The 21512-nt window shown below is 71.2% G+C and carries 1 protein-coding gene (cut by a window edge); it reads right to left on the reverse strand.

Features of this window, described 5'->3' with window-relative positions:
- On the reverse strand, window positions 1–21429 hold the 5' portion of the coding sequence (locus tag ACX9TP_RS19975) for a non-ribosomal peptide synthase/polyketide synthase (protein WP_482981305.1). 20589 nt of this gene lie to the left of the window's left edge; 21429 of the gene's 42018 nt are visible here — the first part of the coding sequence; it begins with the start codon at window positions 21427–21429; the stop codon falls past the left edge of the window.
- Window positions 21430–21512: the final 83 nt, after the last annotated feature.

Here is a 21512-nt window from a genome sequence, read left to right on the forward strand (position 1 = left end):
GGCCAGGGAGTTGTGGCCCTCGGAGAAGTCCACGGGCAGCGACGGCTGGGGGCCCGTGGCTTCGAGCCACAGGTCCAGCTCACCCGCGAGCGCGGGCGAGGCGGCGTGCGCCACGAGGCGCTCGGCCCAGGCCTTGTACGACGTGGTCTTCGGAGGCAGCGCGGGCTGCTGGCCGGTCATCAGCGCGGTGAAGACGGAACCCAGGTCCTCCAGAAGGATGCGCCAGGAGACGCCGTCGATGGCCAGGTGGTGCGCGACGAACAAGAGGCGCTGGGGCTTCTGCGCGCCCAGGTCGAACAGGGCCACGCGGAGCAGCACGCCTTCATCGAGGCGGAAGGACGCCTGGAGGCGAGAAGCCTCGGCCTCGAACGCGGCGCGCTGTGCGTCCTCGGACAACGAGGACAGGTCGACGCGCTGGACGGAGAAGGGCTGCGGCGCGGCGAGGGACTGGTGCCACGCGCCGGACTCGTAGCGCTCGAAGCGCAGGCGCAGGGCGTCGTGGTGCTCGATGAGCTTGTTGAGGGCCTGCTCGAGGGGCTCCGCGGCGACGCGCTGGTGGAGCGAGAGCAGGACGTGCTGGTTGAAGTGGTGGGACTGGGGCAACTGCCAGTCGAAGAACCAGTGCTGGATGGGGGTGAGGGGCAGCTCGCCGGTGACGATGCCCTGCTCGTCACGCGAGGCCTGCGCCCGCGAGGCCAGCGGCGCCAGGGTGGCGATGGTCTGGTGCTGGAAGAGCTGGCGCGGCGTCAGGTGGATGCCGACCTGACGGGCGCGAGCGATGACCTGGAGGCTGATGATGGAGTCGCCGCCCAGCTCGAAGAAGTTGTCGTGGATGCCGACCTTCTCGATGCGCAGCACCTGCGCCCAGATGGACGCGAGCGTCTCTTCCACCGGCGTGCTCGGAGCAACGAACTCGCGCTCCAGCGTGGGGCGAGCGCCGTCCGGCTCGGGCAGGGCCTTGCGGTCCAGCTTGCCGTTGGCGGTGACGGGCAGGGCGTCCAGGGTGATGAACGCCGAGGGCACCATGTACTCGGGCAGCTTGCGCGTGGCCCAACGCCGCAGCTCGGTGACGGTGGGCAGCGTCTCGCCGGCGCGAGCCACGAGGTACGCCACCAGTCGCCTGTCGCCACGGGCAGGGCCCCTGGCGTCGACCACCACTTCGCGCACGGCGGGGTGCTCGACGAGGACGGCCTCGATTTCACCCAGCTCGATGCGGAAGCCGCGCACCTTCACCTGCGCGTCGGCGCGGCCGAGGAACTCGATGTTGCCGTCGGCGAAGAAGCGAGCGCGGTCGCCGGTGCGGTACATGCGCGAGCCGGCCACCGGGTTGAGCGGGTCGGGGATGAAGCGGTCCGCGGTGAGCGCGGCCGCGTTGGCGTAGCCATCCGCGAGGCACTCGCCGCCGATGAAGAGGTCTCCCGCGACGCCCACCGGAAGCGGCTGCAGGTGCGAGTCGAGGACGTAGTACCGGGCGTTCTGGATGGGACGGCCGTACGGAATGGACGTCCAGGAAGGCTGCAGCGCGCCGATGGGGAAGAAGTTGGACCAGATGGTCGCTTCGGTGGCGCCGCCCAGGCTGATGACCTTCGCGTTGGGGAAGCGCGCGCGGATGGCATCGGGCAGGGTGAGAGGAATCCAGTCACCCGACATGAAGACGAGGCGCAGCGCCGGGCTGCCCTCGGCGAAGTGGGCGACGAGCTGCTGAAGGGCCGCGGGAGCGCTGTCCCAGAAGGTGATGCCGCGCTGGGTGAGCAGCGAGGCCAGCCGCTCCGGGTCCTTGATGTCCTTCTCGCCGGCGATGACGACGGTGCCACCGGACGCGAGGATGCCGAAGACGTCGTAGACGGACAGGTCGAAGCAGGGCGAGGTGACGAAGAGGAGCCTGTCGCTGGCGCCCAGGTGGAAGGTGGAGTTGACCCAGTGGATGAGGTTGATGGCGGGGCCGTGGCGGACGGCGACGCCCTTGGGCCTGCCAGTGGAGCCGGAGGTGTGGATGATGTAGGCGAGGTTGTCGGGGCGGACGGCGGTGACGGGGGTGTCGTCGCGGCCGGTGCTCAAGTCGAGGCCACCCTCACCGAGGCAGAGCGTCTGGGGCGAGGACTCAGGCAGCTGGCCCAGCAGGCGCGAGTGCGTGAGCAGCACGCGCGAGCCGGTGTTGCTGAGCATGAAGGCGGCGCGGTCGACGGGGTAGTCGGGGTCGATGGGGACGTAGACGGCGCCAGCCTTGAGGATGCCGAGCATGGCGACGAGCAGGTCGAAGGAGCGCTCGAGGCAGAAGGCGACCTTCTGCTCGGGCTGCAGGCCCAGGCCGAGCAGGTGCCAGGCGAGGCGATTGGAGCGCAGGTGCAGCTCGCCGTAGGTGATGCGGGCGTCGCCGATTTCAGCGGCGATGGCGTCCGGAGTGCGCAGGGCCTGGGCGACGAAGAGGTCGTGCAGGCACACCTCGCGCGGGAAGGGCGCGGCGGTGTCGTTCCACTCCTGGGTGATGCGCTGACGCTCCTCGGGCGGGAGCAGTGACAGCTCGGACAGCGGCAGCTCGGGCCGGGCGACGGCGCTCTCCAGCAGCGAGCGCAGGTGGCCGACCATCCGGGTGATGGTCGCGGTGTCGTACAGCGCGGTGTTGTATTCGAGCGCGCCCTCGTAGCCCTCGGGCGTGTCGGAGAGGGTCAGCGTCAGGTCGAACTTCGACGTGCGGACCTCGGGCTCCAGCAGGCGCAGGGTGAGCCCGGAGAGCTCCAGCGCCGGCAGCGGCGCGTTCTGCAGGACGAACATCACCTGGAAGAACGGCGAGCGGCTCAGGTCACGCTGGAGCTGGACCGTGTCCACCAGCCGCTCGAAGGGCATGTCCTGGTGGGCATAGGCCTCGAGCGTCACCTCGCGCACGCGCGCCAGCAGGTCGCGGAACGTGACGGTGCTGTCGAGCCGCGTGCGCAGCACGAGCGTGTTGATGAAGAAGCCGATGAGCCCCTCCAGCTCGGCGCGGTTGCGGCCGGCGATGGGCGAGCCCACGCTGATGTCGTCCTGTCCCGAGTAGCGGTGCAGCAGGACCTGGAACGCGGCCAGCAGCGTCATGAAGGGCGTGGTGCCCTCGCGGCGGCTCAGTTCATCCAGCGCGCGGGACAGCTCGCGCGGCAGGCGCACCGGATGGTGGGCGCCCCAGAAGGTCTGCACCGGCGGGCGGGGCCTGTCGGTGGGCAGCTCCAGCGCCTGCGCGGCGCCGTCGAGCTGCTGCTTCCAGTACGCGAGCTGACGCTCCAGCACGTCGCCGCGCAGCCACTCGCGCTGCCACAGCGCGTAGTCCACGTACTGCACGGGCAGCTCGGGCAGGGCGGGGGACTGGCCGGAGGTGAAGGCGTCGTACAGGGCGGCGATCTCCCGCACCAGCACGCCCATGGACCAGCCGTCGGAGATGACGTGGTGCATGGTCAGCAGCAGCACGTGCCGCTGCGCATCCAGCCGCAGCAGCGTGGCGCGCAGCAGCGGGCCCTTCACCAGGTCGAAGGGCTTGAGCGCCTCGTCGGCCGCGAGCCGCAGGGCCTCCTTCTCGCGCTCGGCGGCGGGCACGGAGCCCAGGTCCACGAGCGTCAGGGGCAGCGAGGCGTCGGCGTGCAGGACCTGCACGGGGCCGCCCACGTCCTCACGGAAGGTGGTGCGCAGCGACTCGTGACGGCGCACGAGGGCCTGGAAGCAGCGCTCCAGCGCCTCCACGTCCAGCCGGCCGTCCAGCCGGACGGTGGTGGGGATGTTGTAGAAGGGGCTGCCGGGCTCGAGCTGGTCGAGGAACCACAGCCGCTGCTGCGCGAAGGACAGCGGGAAGGTGGACCCGGGCTGGGCCCGCGCGGTGATGGGCGCCACCGCGGCCAGGGACGACGCCGGCACGATTGCCGCCGAGCCCGTCTCGGGCTGCGCGGCCAGGTGCCGCTCGACGCGCGAGGCCAGCTCCACCACGGTGGGCGCTTCGAAGACCTCGCGCAGGGCGAGCTCGACCTTCAGGCTCTCGCGGATGCGCGACGTCACCTGGGTGGCCATCAGCGAGTGGCCGCCCAGCTCGAAGAAGTTGTCGTGGATGCCGACCTTCTCGATGCGCAGCACCTGCGCCCAGATGGACGCGAGCGTCTCTTCCACCGGCGTGCTCGGAGCAACGAACTCGCGCTCCAGCGTGGGGCGGGCGCCATCCGGCTCGGGCAGGGCCTTGCGGTCCAGCTTGCCGTTGGCGGTGACGGGCAGGGCGTCCAGGGTGACGAACGCCGAGGGCACCATGTACTCGGGCAGCTTGCGCGTGGCCCAGCGCCGCAGCTCGGTGACGGTGGGCAGCGTCTCGCCGGGACGAGCGACGAGGTAGGCGATGAGACGGCGGTCGCCACGGGCGGGGCCCTTGGCGTCCACCACGACTTCGCGCACGGCGGGGTGCTCGACGAGGACGGCCTCGATTTCACCCAGCTCGATGCGGAAGCCGCGCACCTTCACCTGCGCGTCGGCGCGGCCGAGGAACTCGATGTTGCCGTCAGCGAAGAAGCGAGCGCGGTCGCCGGTGCGGTACATGCGCGAGCCGGCCACCGGGTTGAGCGGATCGGGGATGAAGCGGTCCGCGGTGAGCGCGGCCGCGTTGGCGTAGCCATCCGCGAGGCACTCACCGCCGATGAAGAGGTCTCCGGCGACGCCCACCGGCAGCGGCTGCAGGTGCGAGTCGAGGACGTAGTACCGCGCGTTCTGGATGGGACGGCCGTAGGGAATGGACGTCCAGGAAGGCTGCAGCGCGCCGATGGGGAAGAAGTTGGACCAGATGGTCGCTTCGGTGGCGCCACCCAGGCTGATGACATTCGCGTTGGGGAAGCGAGCGCGGATGGCATCGGGCAGGGTGAGAGGAATCCAGTCACCCGACATGAAGACGAGGCGCAGCGCCGGGCTGCCCTCGCCGAAGTGGGCGACGAGCTGCTGAAGGGCCGCGGGAGCGCTGTCCCAGAAGGTGATGCCGCGCTGGGTGAGCAGCGAGGCGAGCCGCTCCGGGTCCTTGATGTCCTTCTCGCCTGCGATGACGACGGTGCCACCGGACGCGAGGATGCCGAAGACGTCGTAGACGGACAGGTCGAAGCAGGGCGAGGTGACGAAGAGGAGCCTGTCGCTGGCGCCCAGGTGGAAGGTGGAGTTGACCCAGTGGATGAGGTTGATGGCGGGGCCGTGACGGACGGCGACGCCCTTGGGCCGGCCGGTGGAGCCGGAGGTGTGGATGATGTAGGCGAGGTTGTCGGGGCGGACGGCGGTGACGGGGGTGTCGTCACGGCCGGTGCTCAAGTCCAGGCCGCCCTCACCGAGGCAGAGCGTCTGGGGCGAGGACTCGGGCAGCTGGCCCAGCAGGCGCGAGTGCGTGAGCAGCACGCGCGAGCCGGTGTTGCTGAGCATGAAGGCGGCGCGGTCGACGGGGTAGTCGGGGTCGATGGGGACGTAGACGGCGCCAGCCTTGAGGATGCCGAGCATGGCGACGAGCAGGTCGAAGGAGCGCTCGAGGCAGAAGGCGACCTTCTGCTCGGGCTGCAGGCCCAGGCCGAGCAGGTGCCAGGCGAGGCGATTGGAGCGCAGGTGCAGCTCGCCGTAGGTGATGCGGGCGTCGCCGATTTCAGCGGCGATGGCGTCCGGAGTGCGCAGGGCCTGGGCGACGAAGAGGTCGTGCAGGCACACCTCGCGCGGGAAGGGCGCGGCGGTGTCGTTCCACTCCTGGGTGATGCGCTCGCGCTCGCCGTTGGAGAGCAGCGTCAGCGCGGACAGCGGCAGCTCGGCGCCGCTCACGAGCGCGTCGATGAGGTTGCTCCAGTGGCCGAGGAGCCGGTCCACCGTCCCGGCGTCGAAGCGCTGGGTCTCGAAGAGCACCTTGAGGTGGAGCTGCTCGCCCGGAAGCGCAATCGCCGTGAGCGGGAAGTTGGTCTGGTCGAGCGGGAGCACATCCCGCACGTCCATGCCGCTGGCGCGCTCCTTGAGGGAGGCGTCGAGCGGGTAGTTCTCGAAGACGAAGAGGCTGTCGAAGAGCGGGGTGCCGCGGGGGACGCTGCTCCAGCCCTGGACCTGGACGAGCGGGGTGTGCTCGAGCTGGCGCATCTCGGCCTGGGAGGCCTGGAGAGACTGGAGCCAGGGCAGCACGCGCAGCGAGTCGTCGAGGCGGACGCGGACGGGCAGCGAGTTGATGAACAGGCCGACCATGGACTCGACGCCGTGAAGCTCGGGAGGACGACCGGCGACGGTGGTGCCGAAGACGACGTCGGACTCGCCGCTGTAGCGAGACAGCAGCAGGGCCCAGGCGGCCTGGACGACGTTGTTGGCGGTGAGCTGGTGCTGGCGGGCGAAGGCCTGCAGCGTGGAGGTGGACTCGGCGGAGAGCTTGAAGTCCGCCTCACCCATGCCCTGCGACTGGAAGCCCGTGCGTCCCGGCAGACGGTCCGCGGGCAGCGGCGTCGGCGTGGAGAAGCCTTCCAGCGTCTTGCGCCACCAAGCCTCGGCCTGGGCCGCGTCCTGCTGCTGCAGCCAGGCGATGTAGTCGCGGTAGGCCGCACCCTTCGGGAGCCGCGACGCGGTGCCGCGAGCTGCGGACTCGTAGAGGGCGAACAGCTCCTGGATCACCACGCCGAGGCTCCACCCGTCGAGCAGCACGTGGTGGTAGCTCCAGACGATCTGCCAGACGGAGTCATCCAGACGCATCAGCGCCAGGCGCATCAGCGGCGGGCGGGACAGGTCGAAGCCCTGGGCGCGGTCATTGCGCAGGAAGGCCTCGAACTGCTCGCGCTGGGCCTCGGGGGCCAGCTCGCGCCAGTCGAGCTGCTGCCAGGGCAGCTCCACGCGCGGGTGCACCACCTGGAGCGGCTCGGCCAGTCCGTCCCAGAGGAACGAGGTGCGGAGGATGCCGTTGCGCTCCAGCAGCAGCTCCCACGCCCGGCGGAAGGCGCCAAGGTCGAGAGGGGAGTGGATGCGCCACGCGAGCTGCTCGAAGTAGACGCCGGAGGAGGGCGAGAGCAGGGCGTGGAAGAGCATGCCCTGCTGCATGGGGGAGAGCGGGTAGAGGTCTTCCGGCTTGGGGAAGCGCTCCAGCACGCGCTGGAGGCGGGGCGCGTCCAGGCGTGCGAGGGGGAAGTCGGAAGGCGTGAAGCGCGCGGCGTCCTCGGAGTGACGCTGCTCCACGAGGGCGCGCAGGGACTGCACGAAGCCCTGGGCGAGTGACTCGATGGTGGCGCGCGAGTGCAGCGCCTCGCTGTAGTGCCACGTCAGCTCGAGCTGGCCACCCAGCACCATGCCGCTCACTTCGAGCAGGTGGCGGCGCTCGCCCTGCTCACCCTGCGGCGAGCCACCGGACTCGGGCGCCAGCGCGAAGGCCGCGCCTTCGGCCACGGTGTCGAACTGGCCGAGGTAGTTGAAGCTGACCTGGGCCGGAGGCAGCGCGCGCAGGCGCTCGGAGGCCTCGGGGTTCAGGTAGCGCAGCAGCGCGTAGCCCAGGCCGCGCGTGGGCATGCGGCGCACGGTGTCGCGGTTGGCGCGCAGCGCGTCGCCCAGGCTCCGGCCCTCGGTGGAGGCCTGGAGGGCGACGGGGACGATGGAGGTGAACCAGCCGACGGTGCGCGACAGGTCCACGTCATCGAAGGCGTGCTCGCGACCGTGGCCTTCGAGGTCCACGAGGAGCCGCGACTGTCCGGACCACTGGCCCAGGGCCTGGGCCAGCGCGGTGAGCAGCACGTCGTTGATGTGCGCGCGCCAGGCGGTGGGCGTGTCCTGGAGCAGCAGCCGGGTCTGCTCCGCGTCGAGCCGCAGCGAGTGGGTGCGGGTGGAGGCCAGCGAGTTCTGGCCCTCGGGGAAATCCACGGGCAGCGACTGCTGGAGGCCCGAGGCTTCGAGCCACAGGTCCAGCTCACCCGCGAGCGCGGGCGAGACGGCATGCTTGGAGAGCCGCTCGGCCCAGGCCTTGTACGACGTGGTCTTCGGAGGCAGCGCGGGCCGCTGGCCGGACGTCAGGGCCTTCAGGGTGGCGTCGAAGTCCTCCAGGAGGATGCGCCAGGAGACACCGTCGATGACGAGGTGGTGCGCGACGAGCAGCAGGCGCTGGGGCTTCTGCGCGCCCAGGTCGAAGAGGGCCGCGCGCAGCAGCACGCCCTCATCGAGCCGGAAGGACGCCTGGAGGCGCGAGGCCTCCGCTTCCAGCGCGGCGCGCTGCGCGTCCTCGGACAGCGAGGACAGGTCGACGCGCTGCACGGAGAAGGACTGGGGCGCGGCGAGGGACTGGTGCCACGCGCCGGACTCGTAGCGCTCGAAGCGCAGGCGCAGGGCGTCGTGGTGCTCGATGAGCTTGCTGAGGGCCTGCTCGAGGTGCTCCGCGGCGACGCGCTGGTGGAGCGAGAGCAGGACGTGCTGGTTGAAGTGGTGGGACTGGGGCAACTGCCAGTCGAAGAACCAGTGCTGGATGGGGGTGAGGGGCAGCTCGCCGGTGACGACGCCCTGCTCGTCACGCGAGGCCTGGGCCTGTGCGGCCAGCGGTGCCAGCTCGGCGATGGTCTGGTGCTGGAAGAGCTGGCGCGGCGTCAGGTGGAGCCCGGCCTGACGGGCGCGAGCGATGACCTGGAGGCTGATGATGGAGTCGCCGCCCAGCTCGAAGAAGTTGTCGTGGATGCCGACCTGCTCGCGGCGCAGGGCCTGTGCCCAGATGGACGTGAGTGTCTGCTCCACCGCGTTGCGCGGCGCCACGAACGTGCTGCCCAGCAGCTCACGCGAGCCGTCCGGAGTCGGGAGGGCCTTGCGGTCCACCTTGCCGTTGGGCGTGAGCGGAATGGCCCCCATCGGGACGAAGGCGGCCGGGAGCATGTACTCGGGCAGGTGCTGCTTGAGGAACGTGCGCAGCGTGGCGGAGTCGGGCAGCGACGTGCCCGCCTGCGCCGTGGCGTAGGCGACGAGGCGCTTGTCTCCGGGCACGTCCTCGCGCACCAGCACGGCCACCTCGCGCACAGACGGGTGGCGGGCCAGCGCGGCCTCGATTTCACCCAGCTCGATGCGGAAGCCACGCACCTTCACCTGCGAGTCGCGGCGGCCGAAGAACTCCAGCGTGCCATCCGCGCGCCAGCAGGCGATGTCGCCGGTGCGGTACAAGCGCGCGCCGGGCTCGGTGCTGAAGGGGTTGGGGACGAACTTCTCGGCCGTCAGCTCGGGCCGGCGCAGGTAGCCCCAAGCCAGGCCGTCGCCGCCGATGAACAGCTCACCGGGCACGCCCACGGGAACAGGCTGGCCGCCCGCATCCAGCAGGAACACCTGGGTGTTGGAGATGGGCTTGCCGATGGAGACCGACGTCCCCACCTGGGCGACGTCATCCATGACGTGGCAGGCGGTGAAGGTGGTGCCTTCGGTGGGGCCGTAGCCGTTGATGAGGCGGCGACCCCGCGCGAGGCGCTCCTTCACGCGGCCCGGAGGCAGCACGTCGCCACCGGCCAGCAGCTGCTCCACGCCGTCCAGAGCGGGCAGGTGGGAAGCGGCCAGCTGGTCGAAGAGAGCAGCCGTCAGCCAGGCGGTGGTGATGCGACGCGAGGAGATGAAGGAGGCCAGCTCCTCCAGCGAAGGCGCGCGGTTGGGGAAGAGGACCAGCCGCGAGCCGTGCAGCAACGCGCCCCAGACTTCGAAGGTGGAGGCGTCGAAGGAGATGGGGGCGAACTGGAGGAAGGAGTGCTGGGGCCCGAAGGAGGCGAAGTCGGAGCCGCAGACGAGGCGGACGATGGCGCGGTGAGGCACGCACACGCCCTTGGGCCGGCCGGTGGAGCCGGAGGTGAACATGACGTACGCCAGAGACTCGGCGCTAACGTGCGCGTCCACCGGAGCCGCGGAACGGGAAGTGATGGCGGCGGAGTCCGCATCCACGCACACGCCGCGCAGCTCGTTCGCGGGCAGCTCACGGGCGAGTGCCGTCGACGTCACGAGGACCGTGGCACCGGACTCGGCGAGCATGAAGGACAGGCGCTCGGGCGGGTACGACGGGTCGAGCGGGAGGTAGGCGGCCCCAGCCTTGAGGATGGCGAGGGTGGCGACCACCATGTCGAGGGAGCGGCCGAGGCACAGGGCGACGATGGAGCCCGGAGAGACACCGGAGGCGTGCAGGTGGCGGGCGAGCTGGTTGGAGCGCTCGTCGAGCTGACGGTAGGTGAGGGTGCCTTCGTCGGACTCCAGCGCGAGGGCGTCGGGAGTGCGAGCGGCCTGCTCGGCGAAGAGCTGGTGGACGGACGCGTCGCGTGCGTAGGGCACAGCAGTGGCGTTGAAGTCGGCCACGACGCGGTTGCGCTCCTGGGCGGAGAGCATGGACAGCTCGCCCAGCGTCCGCTGCGCGCCAGTCACCAGTGCATCGATGAGCCCACGCCAGTGCGCGAGCAGGCGCTCCGTGGTGCCACGGTCGAAGCGCGAGGTCTCGAAGAGCAGCTTGAGGTGGAGCTTCTCCCCGGGCAGGGCGAGCGCCGTGAGCACGTAGTTGGTGCGCTCGACGGAGCGGACCTCGCCCACTTCCAGGTGACGCGCGCGCTCCTTGAGGGAGGCGTCGAGGGGGTAGTTCTCGAAGACGAAGAGGCTGTCGAAGAGAGAAGTGCCGCGGGGCACGCTGCTCCAGCCCTGGACCTGGACGAGCGGGGTGTGCTCGAGCTGGCGCATCTCGGCCTGAGAGGCCTGGAGGGACTGGAGCCAGGGCAGCACGCGCAGCGAGTCGTCGAGGCGGACGCGCACGGGCAGCGAGTTGATGAACAGGCCGACCATGGACTCGACGCCGTGAAGCTCGGGAGGACGGCCGGCGACGGTGGTGCCGAAGACGACGTCGGACTCGCCGCTGTAGCGGGACAGCAGCAGGGCCCAGGCGGCCTGGACGACGTTGTTGGCGGTGAGCTGGTGCTGGCGGGCGAAGGTCTGCAGCGCGGAGGTGGCCTCCGGTGTGAGCCAGAGCTCGCTCTCACCGAGTCCCCGGGTGGCCGTGGACGGCTCGGTGTGCCGGCCATCCGCGGCGGGCATGGGCGTGGGCGCGGAGAACCCCTCCATCGCCTTGCGCCACCAGGCCTCGGCGCGTCCCAGGTCCTGGCGCTTCAGCCAGCCGAGGTACTCGCGGTACGCGGGCGGGCGCGAGAGCTGGGGCGCCGTGCCCTGGGTGAGGGCGTCGTAGAAGGCGAACAGGTCCTGGAGGACCAGACCCACGCTCCAGCCATCCAGCAGGAGGTGGTGGAAGCTCCAGACGATTCGCCAGGAGGAGTCCCCCAGGCGCATCATCGCCAGCCGCATCAGCGGGGCGTGAGCCAGGTCGAAGCCCCGCGCGCGGTCCTCGCGCAGGTACCCGTCCAGGTGCTCCTGCTGCGCGGCGGCGTCATGGGCGCGCCAGTCCAGGAGCTGCCAGGGCAGGTCCACGCGGGACTGCACCACCTGGAGCGGCTCGGCCATGCCCTCCCACAGGAACGCGGTGCGGAGGATGGCGTGGCGCTCCACCACCGCCTCCCAGGCGCGGTGGAAGGCGTCCAGGTCCAGCCGGGCGTTGAGCGACCAGTGGATCTGGTCGAAGTAGACGCCGACGTCGGGCGTCATCAGGGCGTGGAAGAGCATGCCCTGCTGCATGGGGGACAGCGGGTAGAGGTCCTCCAGTCGCGGGTGGAGCTGCTGGGCCCGCGCGAGCGTGGGGACGTCCAGCCCGGCCAGGGGGAAGTCGGAAGGCGTGAAGCGGCGGCTGTCCTCGGAGTGGCGCTGCTCCACGAGCGAGCGAAGGGCCCGCGCGAAGTCCTGGGCGAGCGACTCGACGGTGGCGCGCGAGTGCAGTGCCTCGCTGTAGCTCCACTTCACCTCGAGCTCACCGCCGAGCACCATGCCGCTCACTTCGAGCAGGTGACGGCGCTCGCCCTGCTCACCCATGGGGGAGCCGCCGGACTCGGGCGCCAGCGCGAAGGCCGCGCCCTCGCCCACGGCGTCGAACTGGCCGAGGTAGTTGAAGAGGACCTGCGCCGAGGGCAGGGCGCGCAGGCGCTCGGAGGCCTCGGGGTTCAGGTGGCGCAGCAGCCCATGGCCCAGGCCGCGCGTGGGCATGCGGCGCACGGTGTCGCGGTTGGCGCGCAGCGCGTCGCCCAGGGTCCGGCCCTCGGTGGGCGTCTGGAGGCGCACCGGGAGGATGGTGGTGAACCAGCCGATGGTGCGCGACAGGTCCACGTCGTCGAAGGCGTGGTCGCGGCCGTGGCTCTCGACGTCGACGAGCAGCTGCGACTGACCGGACCACCGGCCCAGGGACTGGGCCAGCGCGGTGAGCAGCACGTCGTTGATGTGCGCGCGCCAGGAGGTGGGCGTCTCCTGGAGCAGGAGTCGGGTCTCCTCGGCGCTCAGGCGCACCGAGACGGTCCGCGCGGAGGCCAGGGAGTTCTGTCCCTGGGGGAAGTCCACGGGGAGCGGCTGGCTCGGGCCCGAGGCCTCGAGCCACAGGTTCAGCTCGCTCGCGAGCGCGGGCGAGACAGCATGCGATACGAGCCGCTCGGCCCACGTCTTGTAGGAAGTGGTCTTCGCGGGGAGCGACGGCTGGTGGCCGGCGAGCACCGCCTTGCAGGCCGAGTCGAGGTCCTCCAGGAGGATGCGCCAGGAGACGCCGTCGATGACGAGGTGGTGTGCGACGAGCAGCAGGCGCTGGGGCTTGGTCACGCCGAGGTCGAAGAGGGCCACGCGCAGCAGCAGGCCCTCGTCGAGGCGGAAGGACGTCTGGAGGCGGGAGGCCTCGGCTTCGAGCGCGGCGCGCTGCGCGTCCTCGGGCAACGACGACAGGTCGAAGCGCTGGAGGCGCAGCGGCTGCGGCGCGGCGAGGGACTGGCTCCACTCACCGCACTCGGAGCGCTCGAAGCGCAGGCGCAGGGCGTCGTGGTGCTCGACGAGCAGGTTGAGGGCGCGCTCGAGCTGGGCGGGGTCCGGACGTTGGTGCAGTGAGACGAGGACGTGCTGGTTGAAGTGATGGGGCTCGGGCAGCCGCCAGTCGAAGAACCAGTGCTGGATGGGAGTGAGCGGCACCGCGCCGGTGACGAGGCCCTGCTCGTCGCGCGAGACCTGGGCCTGAACGGCCAGGGGGGCCAGTTCGGCGATGGTCTGGTGCTGGAACAGGTGCTGCGGGCTGAGCTGCAGGCCGGCCTGACGGGCGCGGGCGATGACCTGGAGGCTGATGATGGAGTCGCCGCCCAGGTCGAAGAAGTTGTCGTGGATGCCGATCTGCTCGCGGCGCAGCACCTGCGCCCAGATGGTCGCGAGCGTCTGCTCCACCGCGTTGCGCGGCGCGATGAACGTGCTGCCCAGCACCTCGCGCGAGCCATCCGGAGAAGGCAGGGCCTTGCGGTCCACCTTGCCGTTGGAGGACAGCGGCAGCGCGTCCATGGGGACGAAGGCGGCCGGCAGCATGTAGTCGGGGAGGTGCTGCTTGAGGAACGTGCGCAGAGTGGAGGAGTCGGGCAGTGCCGCGCCTTCCTGGGCGGTGGCGTAGGCGACGAGGCGCTTGTCGCCAGGGACGTCCTCGCGCACCACGACGACGACTTCGCGCACGGAGGAGTGGCGGGCAATGGCCGCTTCGACTTCGCCCAGCTCGATGCGGAAGCCACGCACCTTCACCTGCGAGTCACGGCGTCCGAAGAACTCCAGCGTGCCGTCTTCCTTCCAGCGGGCAATGTCGCCGGTGCGGTACAGGCGAGCGCCGGGCTCGGTGCTCAGCGGATGCGGAACGAACTTCTCCGCCGTCAGCTCGGGCCGACGCAGGTAGCCCCACGCGAGGCCGTCGCCGCCGATGAACAGCTCACCGGGTACGCCCACCGGCACCGGCTGCATCTGCGCATCCAGCAGGAACACCTGGGTGTTGGAGATGGGCTTGCCGATGGAGACCGAAGTGCCCACCTGGGCGACGTCGTCCATGACGTAGCAGGCGGAGAAGGTGGTGCCTTCGGTGGGGCCGTAGCCGTTGATGAGGCGGCGGCCCCGAGACAGGCGCTCCTTCACGCGGCCCGGGGGCAGGATGTCGCCGCCAGCCAGCAGCTGCTCCACCCCGTCCAGCGCGGGCAGGTGCAAGGCGGCCATCTGGTCGAAGAGAGCGGCCGTCAGCCAGGCGGTGGTGATGCGGCGCGAGGAGATGAAGGAAGCCAGCTCTTCGAGGGAGGGCGTGCGGTTGGGGAAGAGGACGAGCCGCGAGCCGTGAAGCAGCGCGCCCCAGACTTCGAAGGTGGAGGCGTCGAAGGAGATGGGGGCGAACTGGAGGAAGGAGTGCTGGGGTCCGAAGGAAGCGAAGTCGGAGCCGCACAGCAGACGGACGATGGCGCGGTGAGGCACGCAAACGCCCTTGGGCCGGCCGGTGGAGCCGGAGGTGAACATGACGTACGCCAGAGACTCGGGACGCACGTACGCATCCAGCGCAGTAGTCGGCTGACGGGTAATGGCCCTCTCATCGGCGTCGACGCAGACGAGCATGAGGCCCTGGGCGGGCAGTTCATCAGCGAGGGCGTCGGAGGTGACGAGGACGGCGGCGCCGGACTCGGCGAGCATGAAGGACAGACGCTCGGGCGGGTACGCCGGGTCGAGAGGGAGGTACGCAGCCCCAGCCTTGAGGATGGCGAGGGTGGCGACGACCATGTCGAGGGAGCGGCCGAGGCACAGGGCGACGATGGAGCCCGGAGAGACGCCGGAGGCGTGCAGGTGGCGGGCGAGCTGGTTGGAGCGCTCGTCGAGCTGACGGTAGGTGAGGGTGCCTTCGTCGGACTCGAGCGCGAGGGCGTCGGGAGTGCGAGCGGCCTGCTCGGCGAAGAGCTGGTGAACGGACGCGTCGCGTGCGTAGGGCACAGCAGTGGCGTTGAAGTCAGCCACCACGCGCGAGTGCTCCCGGCCGGAGAGCATGGGCAGCTCGGACAGGCGGCGCTGGGGCGCGGAGACAGCGTTCTCCAGCAGGGTGCGCAGGTGGCCGAACAGCCGCTCCACCGAGGAGGCGTCGAACAGGTCGGTGTTGAAGTCCAGCGGACCCGCGAAGCCCTCGGGGGTCTCCGTGAAGGTCAGCGTCAGGTCGAACTTCGCCGTGCGCTCCTCGGGCAGCACGCTCAGGGTCAGCCCTGGCAGCGTCAGCTCGGGCATGGGCGCGTTCTGGAGGACGAGCATCGCCTGGAAGAGCGGCGAGCGGCTCGCGTCGCGCTCGGGCTGCAGCTCCTCGACGAGCTTCTCGAAGGGCACGTCCTGATGGGTGTAGGCGCCCAACGTGGTCTCGCGCACGCGGCCGAGCAGCTCACGGAAGGTCGGATTGCCGTCCAGGCGCGTGCGGAGGACCAGCGTGTTGACGAAGCAGCCGATGAGCCCCTCCACCTCGGCGCGATTGCGGCCGGCGATGGGGGTGCCCACGGACACGTCATCCTGGCCCGCATGGCGCGCGAGGACCACCTGCCAGGCGGCCAGCAGCACCATGAAGGGCGTGACGCCCTCCTGCTGGGCCAGCGCCTTGATGGAGTCGGAGAGCCCGCGCGGCAGCAGCACGGGCAGGTGCGAGCCGCGGTAGGTCTGCACCGGCGGCCGGGGCCTGTCGGTGGGCAGCTCCAGCACGCGCGGCGCGCCTTCGAGGTGCTGGCGCCACCAGCCCATCTGCCGCTCCAGCACGTCGCCCTGGAGCCACTCGCGCTGCCACACCGCGTAGTCGGTGTACTCCAGCGCGGGCTCTGGCAGTGCCGGGGTCTTTCCGGAGGTGAAGTCGGCGTAGAGGGCCGCCAGCTCGCGGACGATGAGCCCCATCGACCAACCGTCGGTGACGATGTGGTGCAGGGTCAGCAGCAGCACGTACGACGGGTCTTCCAGGTGCAGCAGCGTGGCGCGCACCAGCGGTCCGCGCGTCAGGTCGAAGGGCCGCAGCGCCTCCTCATGGGCTTGCTTCCGCCACGAGGCCTCGCGAGCCTCGGCGGGCAGCGAGCGGAGGTCCACGCCGTGGATGCGCAGCGACGCTTCGGACTGCACCTGCTGCACCGGGCCCTGCTCGCCCGTCGTGAAGACGGTCCGCAGCGCCGGGTTCCGGCGGAGCACTTCCTGGAGGCTGCGCTCCAGGGCCGCCACGTCCAGCGTGCCCTCCAGCCGCACCGCGGCGGGGATGTTGTAGAGGCCAGTGCCCGGCTCCAATTGCTCCAGGAACCACAAGCGCTGCTGCGCGAACGACAGCGGCACCGGGCCCTGAAGCTTCATCGGCCGCAGGCCCGGCTCCCTCGCGCCGGTGTGCTGGGAGGTGGACTCCAGCCGCGTCGCGAGGAGCGCCACCGTCGGGCACTCGAAGAAGGTGCGCAGCGGCAGCTCCACATGGAGCGCCTCACGCACGCGCGAGAGGGCCTGCGTGGCGAGCAGCGAGTGGCCGCCCAGGTTGAAGAAGTTGTCGTGGATGCCGACGCGCTCCACGTGGAGCAGCTCGGCCCAGATGCCGGCCAGCACCTCCTGCAGCGGCGTGCGCGGGGCGACGTACTCCTGGGAGTCCTCGGAGCGTCCCGCCTCCGGCGCGGGGAGGGCCTTGCGGTCCACCTTGCCGTTGGGGTTGAGGGGCATGGCGGGCAGCACGACGAAGGCGGCGGGCACCATGTACTCGGGCAGCGCCTGCTTGAGCGTGGCGCGCAGGGCGCCGACGTCGAGGGTGCGGCCCTCGTGGGCGACGACGTAGGCCACCAGGCGCCTGTCGCCGGGCACGTCCTCACGCACCGTCACCACCGTGTCGCGCACGTGCGCGTCGCGCAGCAGCGCGGTTTCCACTTCCCCCAGCTCGATGCGGAAGCCACGCACCTTCACCTGGAAGTCGATGCGGCCCAGGTAGTCCAGCTCGCCGTTGGCCAGCCAGCGCACCTTGTCGCCGGTGCGGTAGGCGCGTGCGCCGGGCTCGGTGCTGAAGGGGTCCGGCACGAAGCGCTCGGCGGTGAGGTCGGGCCGGCCGAGGTAGCCGCGGGCGAGGCCCGCGCCGGCCAGGTACAACTCGCCGGGGACGCCGACGGGTACCGGCTGCAGGCGCGAGTCGAGGACGTAGGCGTGGGTGCCGGGCAGGGGCCGGCCAATGGTGGGAGGACGGGAGGCGTCGCGGGGAGCCGTCGTCCAGGTGGAGTAGGTGGTGTCCTCGGTGGGGCCGTAGAGGTTGTTGACGGCGTCGACGGTGCCCAGCGCGTAGAGGGCGTGGACGAGAGGCGCGGGCAGCGGCTCGCCGGCGAGGTTGACGGTGCGCACCGAAGCGGGAAGGGCGCGCTGGCGCACCAGCTCCGCCATGGCGGAAGGCACGGTGTTGACGAGCGTCACCTCGGACGCGGCCGGTAGCGAGGGCAGGGCGAGGGCGTTGTCGGCGAGGTAGACGCGGCCGCCGCAGGACAGAGGCGCGAAGAGCTCGAAGACGGAGAGGTCGAAGCAGACGGAGGTGGCGGCGAGGACGCCGGCCAGCTGCGACGGAGTGAAAGTCTCCAGGGCCCAGGAGACGAAGGCGGAGGCGCTGCGGTGGGAGAGGGCGACGCCCTTGGGCCTGCCGGTGGAGCCGGAGGTGTAGAGGACGTAGGCCAGGTGAGAGGGGGAGTTGAGGCAGGGCGGCTGGTGCGTCGGCAGGTGCGCCCAGGACTGCGCCTCATCCAGCAGCAGGGTGGCGGAAGCACCGAGGCTTTGCAGGGACGCGGCCAGTGAGCGCTGGGTGAGAAGCAGGGGGCTGCGCGAGTCGTGGAAGGACCAGGCGAGGCGCTCCGCGGGGTAGGCCGGGTCGAGGGGCACGTAGGCGCCGCCGGCCTTGAGGATGGCGAGGATGGCGAGGGGAAGCCACTCGTTGCGCTCGAGGCAGAAGGCGACGGGGACCTCGGGGCCGACGCCGAGGGAGCGCAGGTGCCAGGCGAGCTGGTTGGCGCGGGAGTCGAGCTGGGCGTAGGTGAGGCGCTGGTGGCCGACGACGAGGGCGGTGGCGTCGGGAGTGCGGAGGGCCTGCTGCTCGAAGCGGGAGTGCAGGGCGGAGGAAGAATGGGGCTCGGCGCCGCCGTGGCTCCAGTCACCCAGCAGGCGCTGGCGCTCGGGAGTGGAGAGCAGGGGCAGGGCGCCCACGCGCGTCTCGGGGCTCGCGCACAGCGCCTCGAGCAGCACCTGGAAGTGGCCCACCATGCGCTCGGCCGTGGCGGCCTCGAACAGGTCCGTGCAGTACTCCAGCGTGCCCACCAGTCCCTCGGCGGTCTCTGCGAGGGCCAGCGTCAGGTCGAACTTGGACGTGCGGCCGTCCACCTCCAGCGGGCGCAGGGCCAGTCCGGGAAGGCGCAGCGACGGCACCACGTCCGGCTGCAGCGCGAGCATCACCTGGAAGAGGGGCGAGCGGCTCAGGTCACGCTGCGGCTGCAGCTCCTCGACGAGCTTCTCGAAGGGGACGTCCTGGTGCGCGTAGGCCCCGAGCGTCGTCTCCTTCACGCGAGCCAGCAGCTCGCGGAGGGTGAGGGCGCCGTCGACGTGCGAGCGCACCACCAGCGTGTTGACGAAGAAGCCGATGAGCCCTTCCAGCTCGGGACGGCCGCGGCCGGCGATGGGCGTGCCCACGGACACGTCGTCCTGTCCCGAGTAGCGGGCCAGCATCACCTGGAGGCCCGTCACCAGCACCATGAAGGGGGTGACGCCCTCGTCGCGACATAGCGTCTTCAGCGAGTCCACCAGCGTGCGAGGCAGGCGCACGGGGACCGTGGCGCCCCGGAACGACTGCACCGCCGGGCGAGGCTTGTCCGTGGGCAGCTCCAGCGCGCCCGCCGCTCCCGCGAGCTGCTTCCTCCACCAGGAGAGCTGCGTGTCGAGCACCTCCCCCTGGAGCCACTGCCGCTGCCACACCGCGTAGTCCGCGTACTGCACGGACAGCTCCGGCAGCGGTGACGGCTTGCCGGCCGCGTGGGCCTCGTAGAGCGCGGCGACTTCGCGCACGAGCACGCCCATGGACCAGCCGTCGGAGACGATGTGGTGCATCGTCACCAGCAGGACGTGCCGCTGCTCCTCCAGCCGCAGCAGGGTGGCACGCGCCAGCGGACCGCGCTCCAGGTCGAAGGAGCGCTGGGCCTCTTCCGTGGCGAGCCGCAGCGCGTGCGCTTGCCGCTCTCCGGCGGGCACCGCTTCCAGGTCCACCACCGCCAGGCGCAGCGCGTCCGTGGGGGCGAACACCTGCACGGGCTGGCCGCGCTCACCGCGGAACGTCGTCCTCAGCGACTCGTGCCGGCGGACCACTTCCGCGAGGCTGTGCTCCAGCGCTCCGGTGTCCAGCGCGCCTTCCAGCTCGATGGCGGCGGGGATGTTGTAGAGGGGGCTGCCCGGCTCCAGCTGGTCGAGGAACCACAGCCGCTGCTGCGCGAACGAGGCCGGAGCCCGGCCCTCGTGCGGCAGGTGGGGGATGACGCCGCGGGGCGTCCGGCCCGCCTTCGCCTGGAGCGCGAGCAGCTCGCGCGCCAGCTCGCTCACGCTGGGCCCGCGCAGCAGCAGCTCCATGGGCACGGCCACGCCCATCGCGCGCTCCAGCTCGTTCGCCAGCTCCACGGCGGCCAGCGAGTCCAGGCCCAGGCGGGTGATGGGCGCCTCCAGCGACACCTCGTCGCGCCGCACCCGCAGCCGCAGGCTCAGGATGTCGGCGAGCCAGCCCGCGAGTGCATCGGGCGTGGTGGGGGCCTGCTCCGCCGGAGCGGGCATGTTCTGCGCGGACGACTCCACCGGCGCACTGGCGGAGCCCACCTGCCAGCGCGCCACCTCGCGCAGCTCACTGGCGCGAAAGGCCGCGCGCGTCCCCTGTCGCTGAATCTTGCCGCTGGACGTCTTGGGAATGCTGCCGGGCTCGACGAGCACCAGCGTGTGGAGTTGCACTTCGTGCAGCTCCGCGACCCGCTGGCGCACCTGGCCCACCACCTCGTCCACGGACGTGAGCCGGCGGGTGTCCACCTCCTGCACCACCATGAGCTGCTCCTCGCCCTCCACCTCCACGGAGAACGCGGCGACGCAGCCCGGGCGCAGCGCCGGGTGGCTGCGCTCCACCGTCAGCTCGATGTCCTGCGGGTAGTGGTTGCGCCCGCGCAGGATGATGAGGTCCTTGCGCCGGCCGGTGACGAACAGCTCGCCGTCCTCGCGCAGGAAGCCCAGGTCGCCGGTGCGCAGGAACGGCCCCTGGCCGTCGGACGTGTGCGCGCCGAAGGTCGCCGCGGACTCCTCCGGGCGGCGCCAGTAGCCGCGCGCCACGCTGGGGCCGCGCAGCCACACCTCGCCCACCTCTCCCGAGGCACAGGGCCGCAGCGTGTCGGGGTTGACGACGAGCAGGTCCTGGTCGGGCAGGTTGGTGCCACAGCTCACCAGGACGCGGGCTCCGCTCTCCCCCACCTCCGCGAGCTCCGCCCGGCCCTGCTCCAGCGCGGAGGCGCGCAGGGTGGTCGCGCGCGTCCCCGCTCCCTTCAGGCCACCCGACGCGATGAGCGTGCCCTCGGCGAGGCCGTAACACGCATAGAAGGACTCGGGCCGGAAGCCACAGGGGGCGAACGCCTCGGTGAAGCGGTCCAGCGTCTCCTGGCGGATGGGCTCCGCGCCGCAGAAGGCGACCTCCCAGCGGCTCAGGTCCAGCGTCTGCCGCTCCTCCGCCGTCACCTTGCGCACGCACAAGTCGAACGCGAAGTTGGGACCGCCGCTGATGGTGCCGCCGTAGCGGGTCAGCGCCTCCATCCACAGGAAGGGCCGCTTGAGGAAGCTCAGCGGCGACATCAGCGCGGTGTGGAAGCCGTGGTACAGCGGCTCGAGGATGCCGCCGATGAGCCCCATGTCATGGTAGGGCGGCAGCCAGATGACGCCCGCGCTGTCGTCCCGCGTCTGGAAGGCGTGGGAGATGAGCTTCAGGTTGCTCAGCAGATTGGCGTGGCTGAGCATCACCCCCTTGGGCGTCCCGGTGGAGCCGGAGGTGTACTGGAGGAAGGCGAGCGTGTCCGGGCCCGCGTCCGGCCGGCGCCACGTCGTGTGCGCGTCCTCGGGGAGCGCGTCGGTGGCAATCCAGCGCAGCGCCTTCAACTCCGGCGCCTGCTCGAAGAAGAACTCCGCCATCGACAGGATGAAGGAGTTGGTGAGCACCACGGTGGCGCCCGCGTCCTGGATGATGGCGCGCAGCCGGGGCAGGGTCCGCTCGATGCGCGTCGGGTCCGGCGGGTAGGCGGGGACCGCCGCGGTGCCCGCGTAGAGGCAGCCGAAGAAGCCCGCGATGTACTCCATGCCCGGCGGATAGAGCAGCATCGCGCTCTGGCCCGTGGCCCCCGCCTCCTGGAGCGCGGCGCCAATCTGCCGCGCCCGCAGCTCCAGCTGCGCGTAGCTGGCGGTGCCCTCTTCCGCGCCGCTGTCGTCGAGGAAGGTGTAGAGCCGCTGGTCTGCCTGTTGCGCGGTCCGGGACTCGAGGAGGTCGATGAGCGTGGAGAAAGGGGGTGTGGGGCGACGGGCCATGACGATTCTCGATGGGCAGACCGCGCGAGGCGGTCGAAACACGGAGACCCGCGACCACGGGAACGTGGCCAGCGGGTCCGCTC

The organism is Pyxidicoccus sp. M15 (assembly GCF_056858435.1).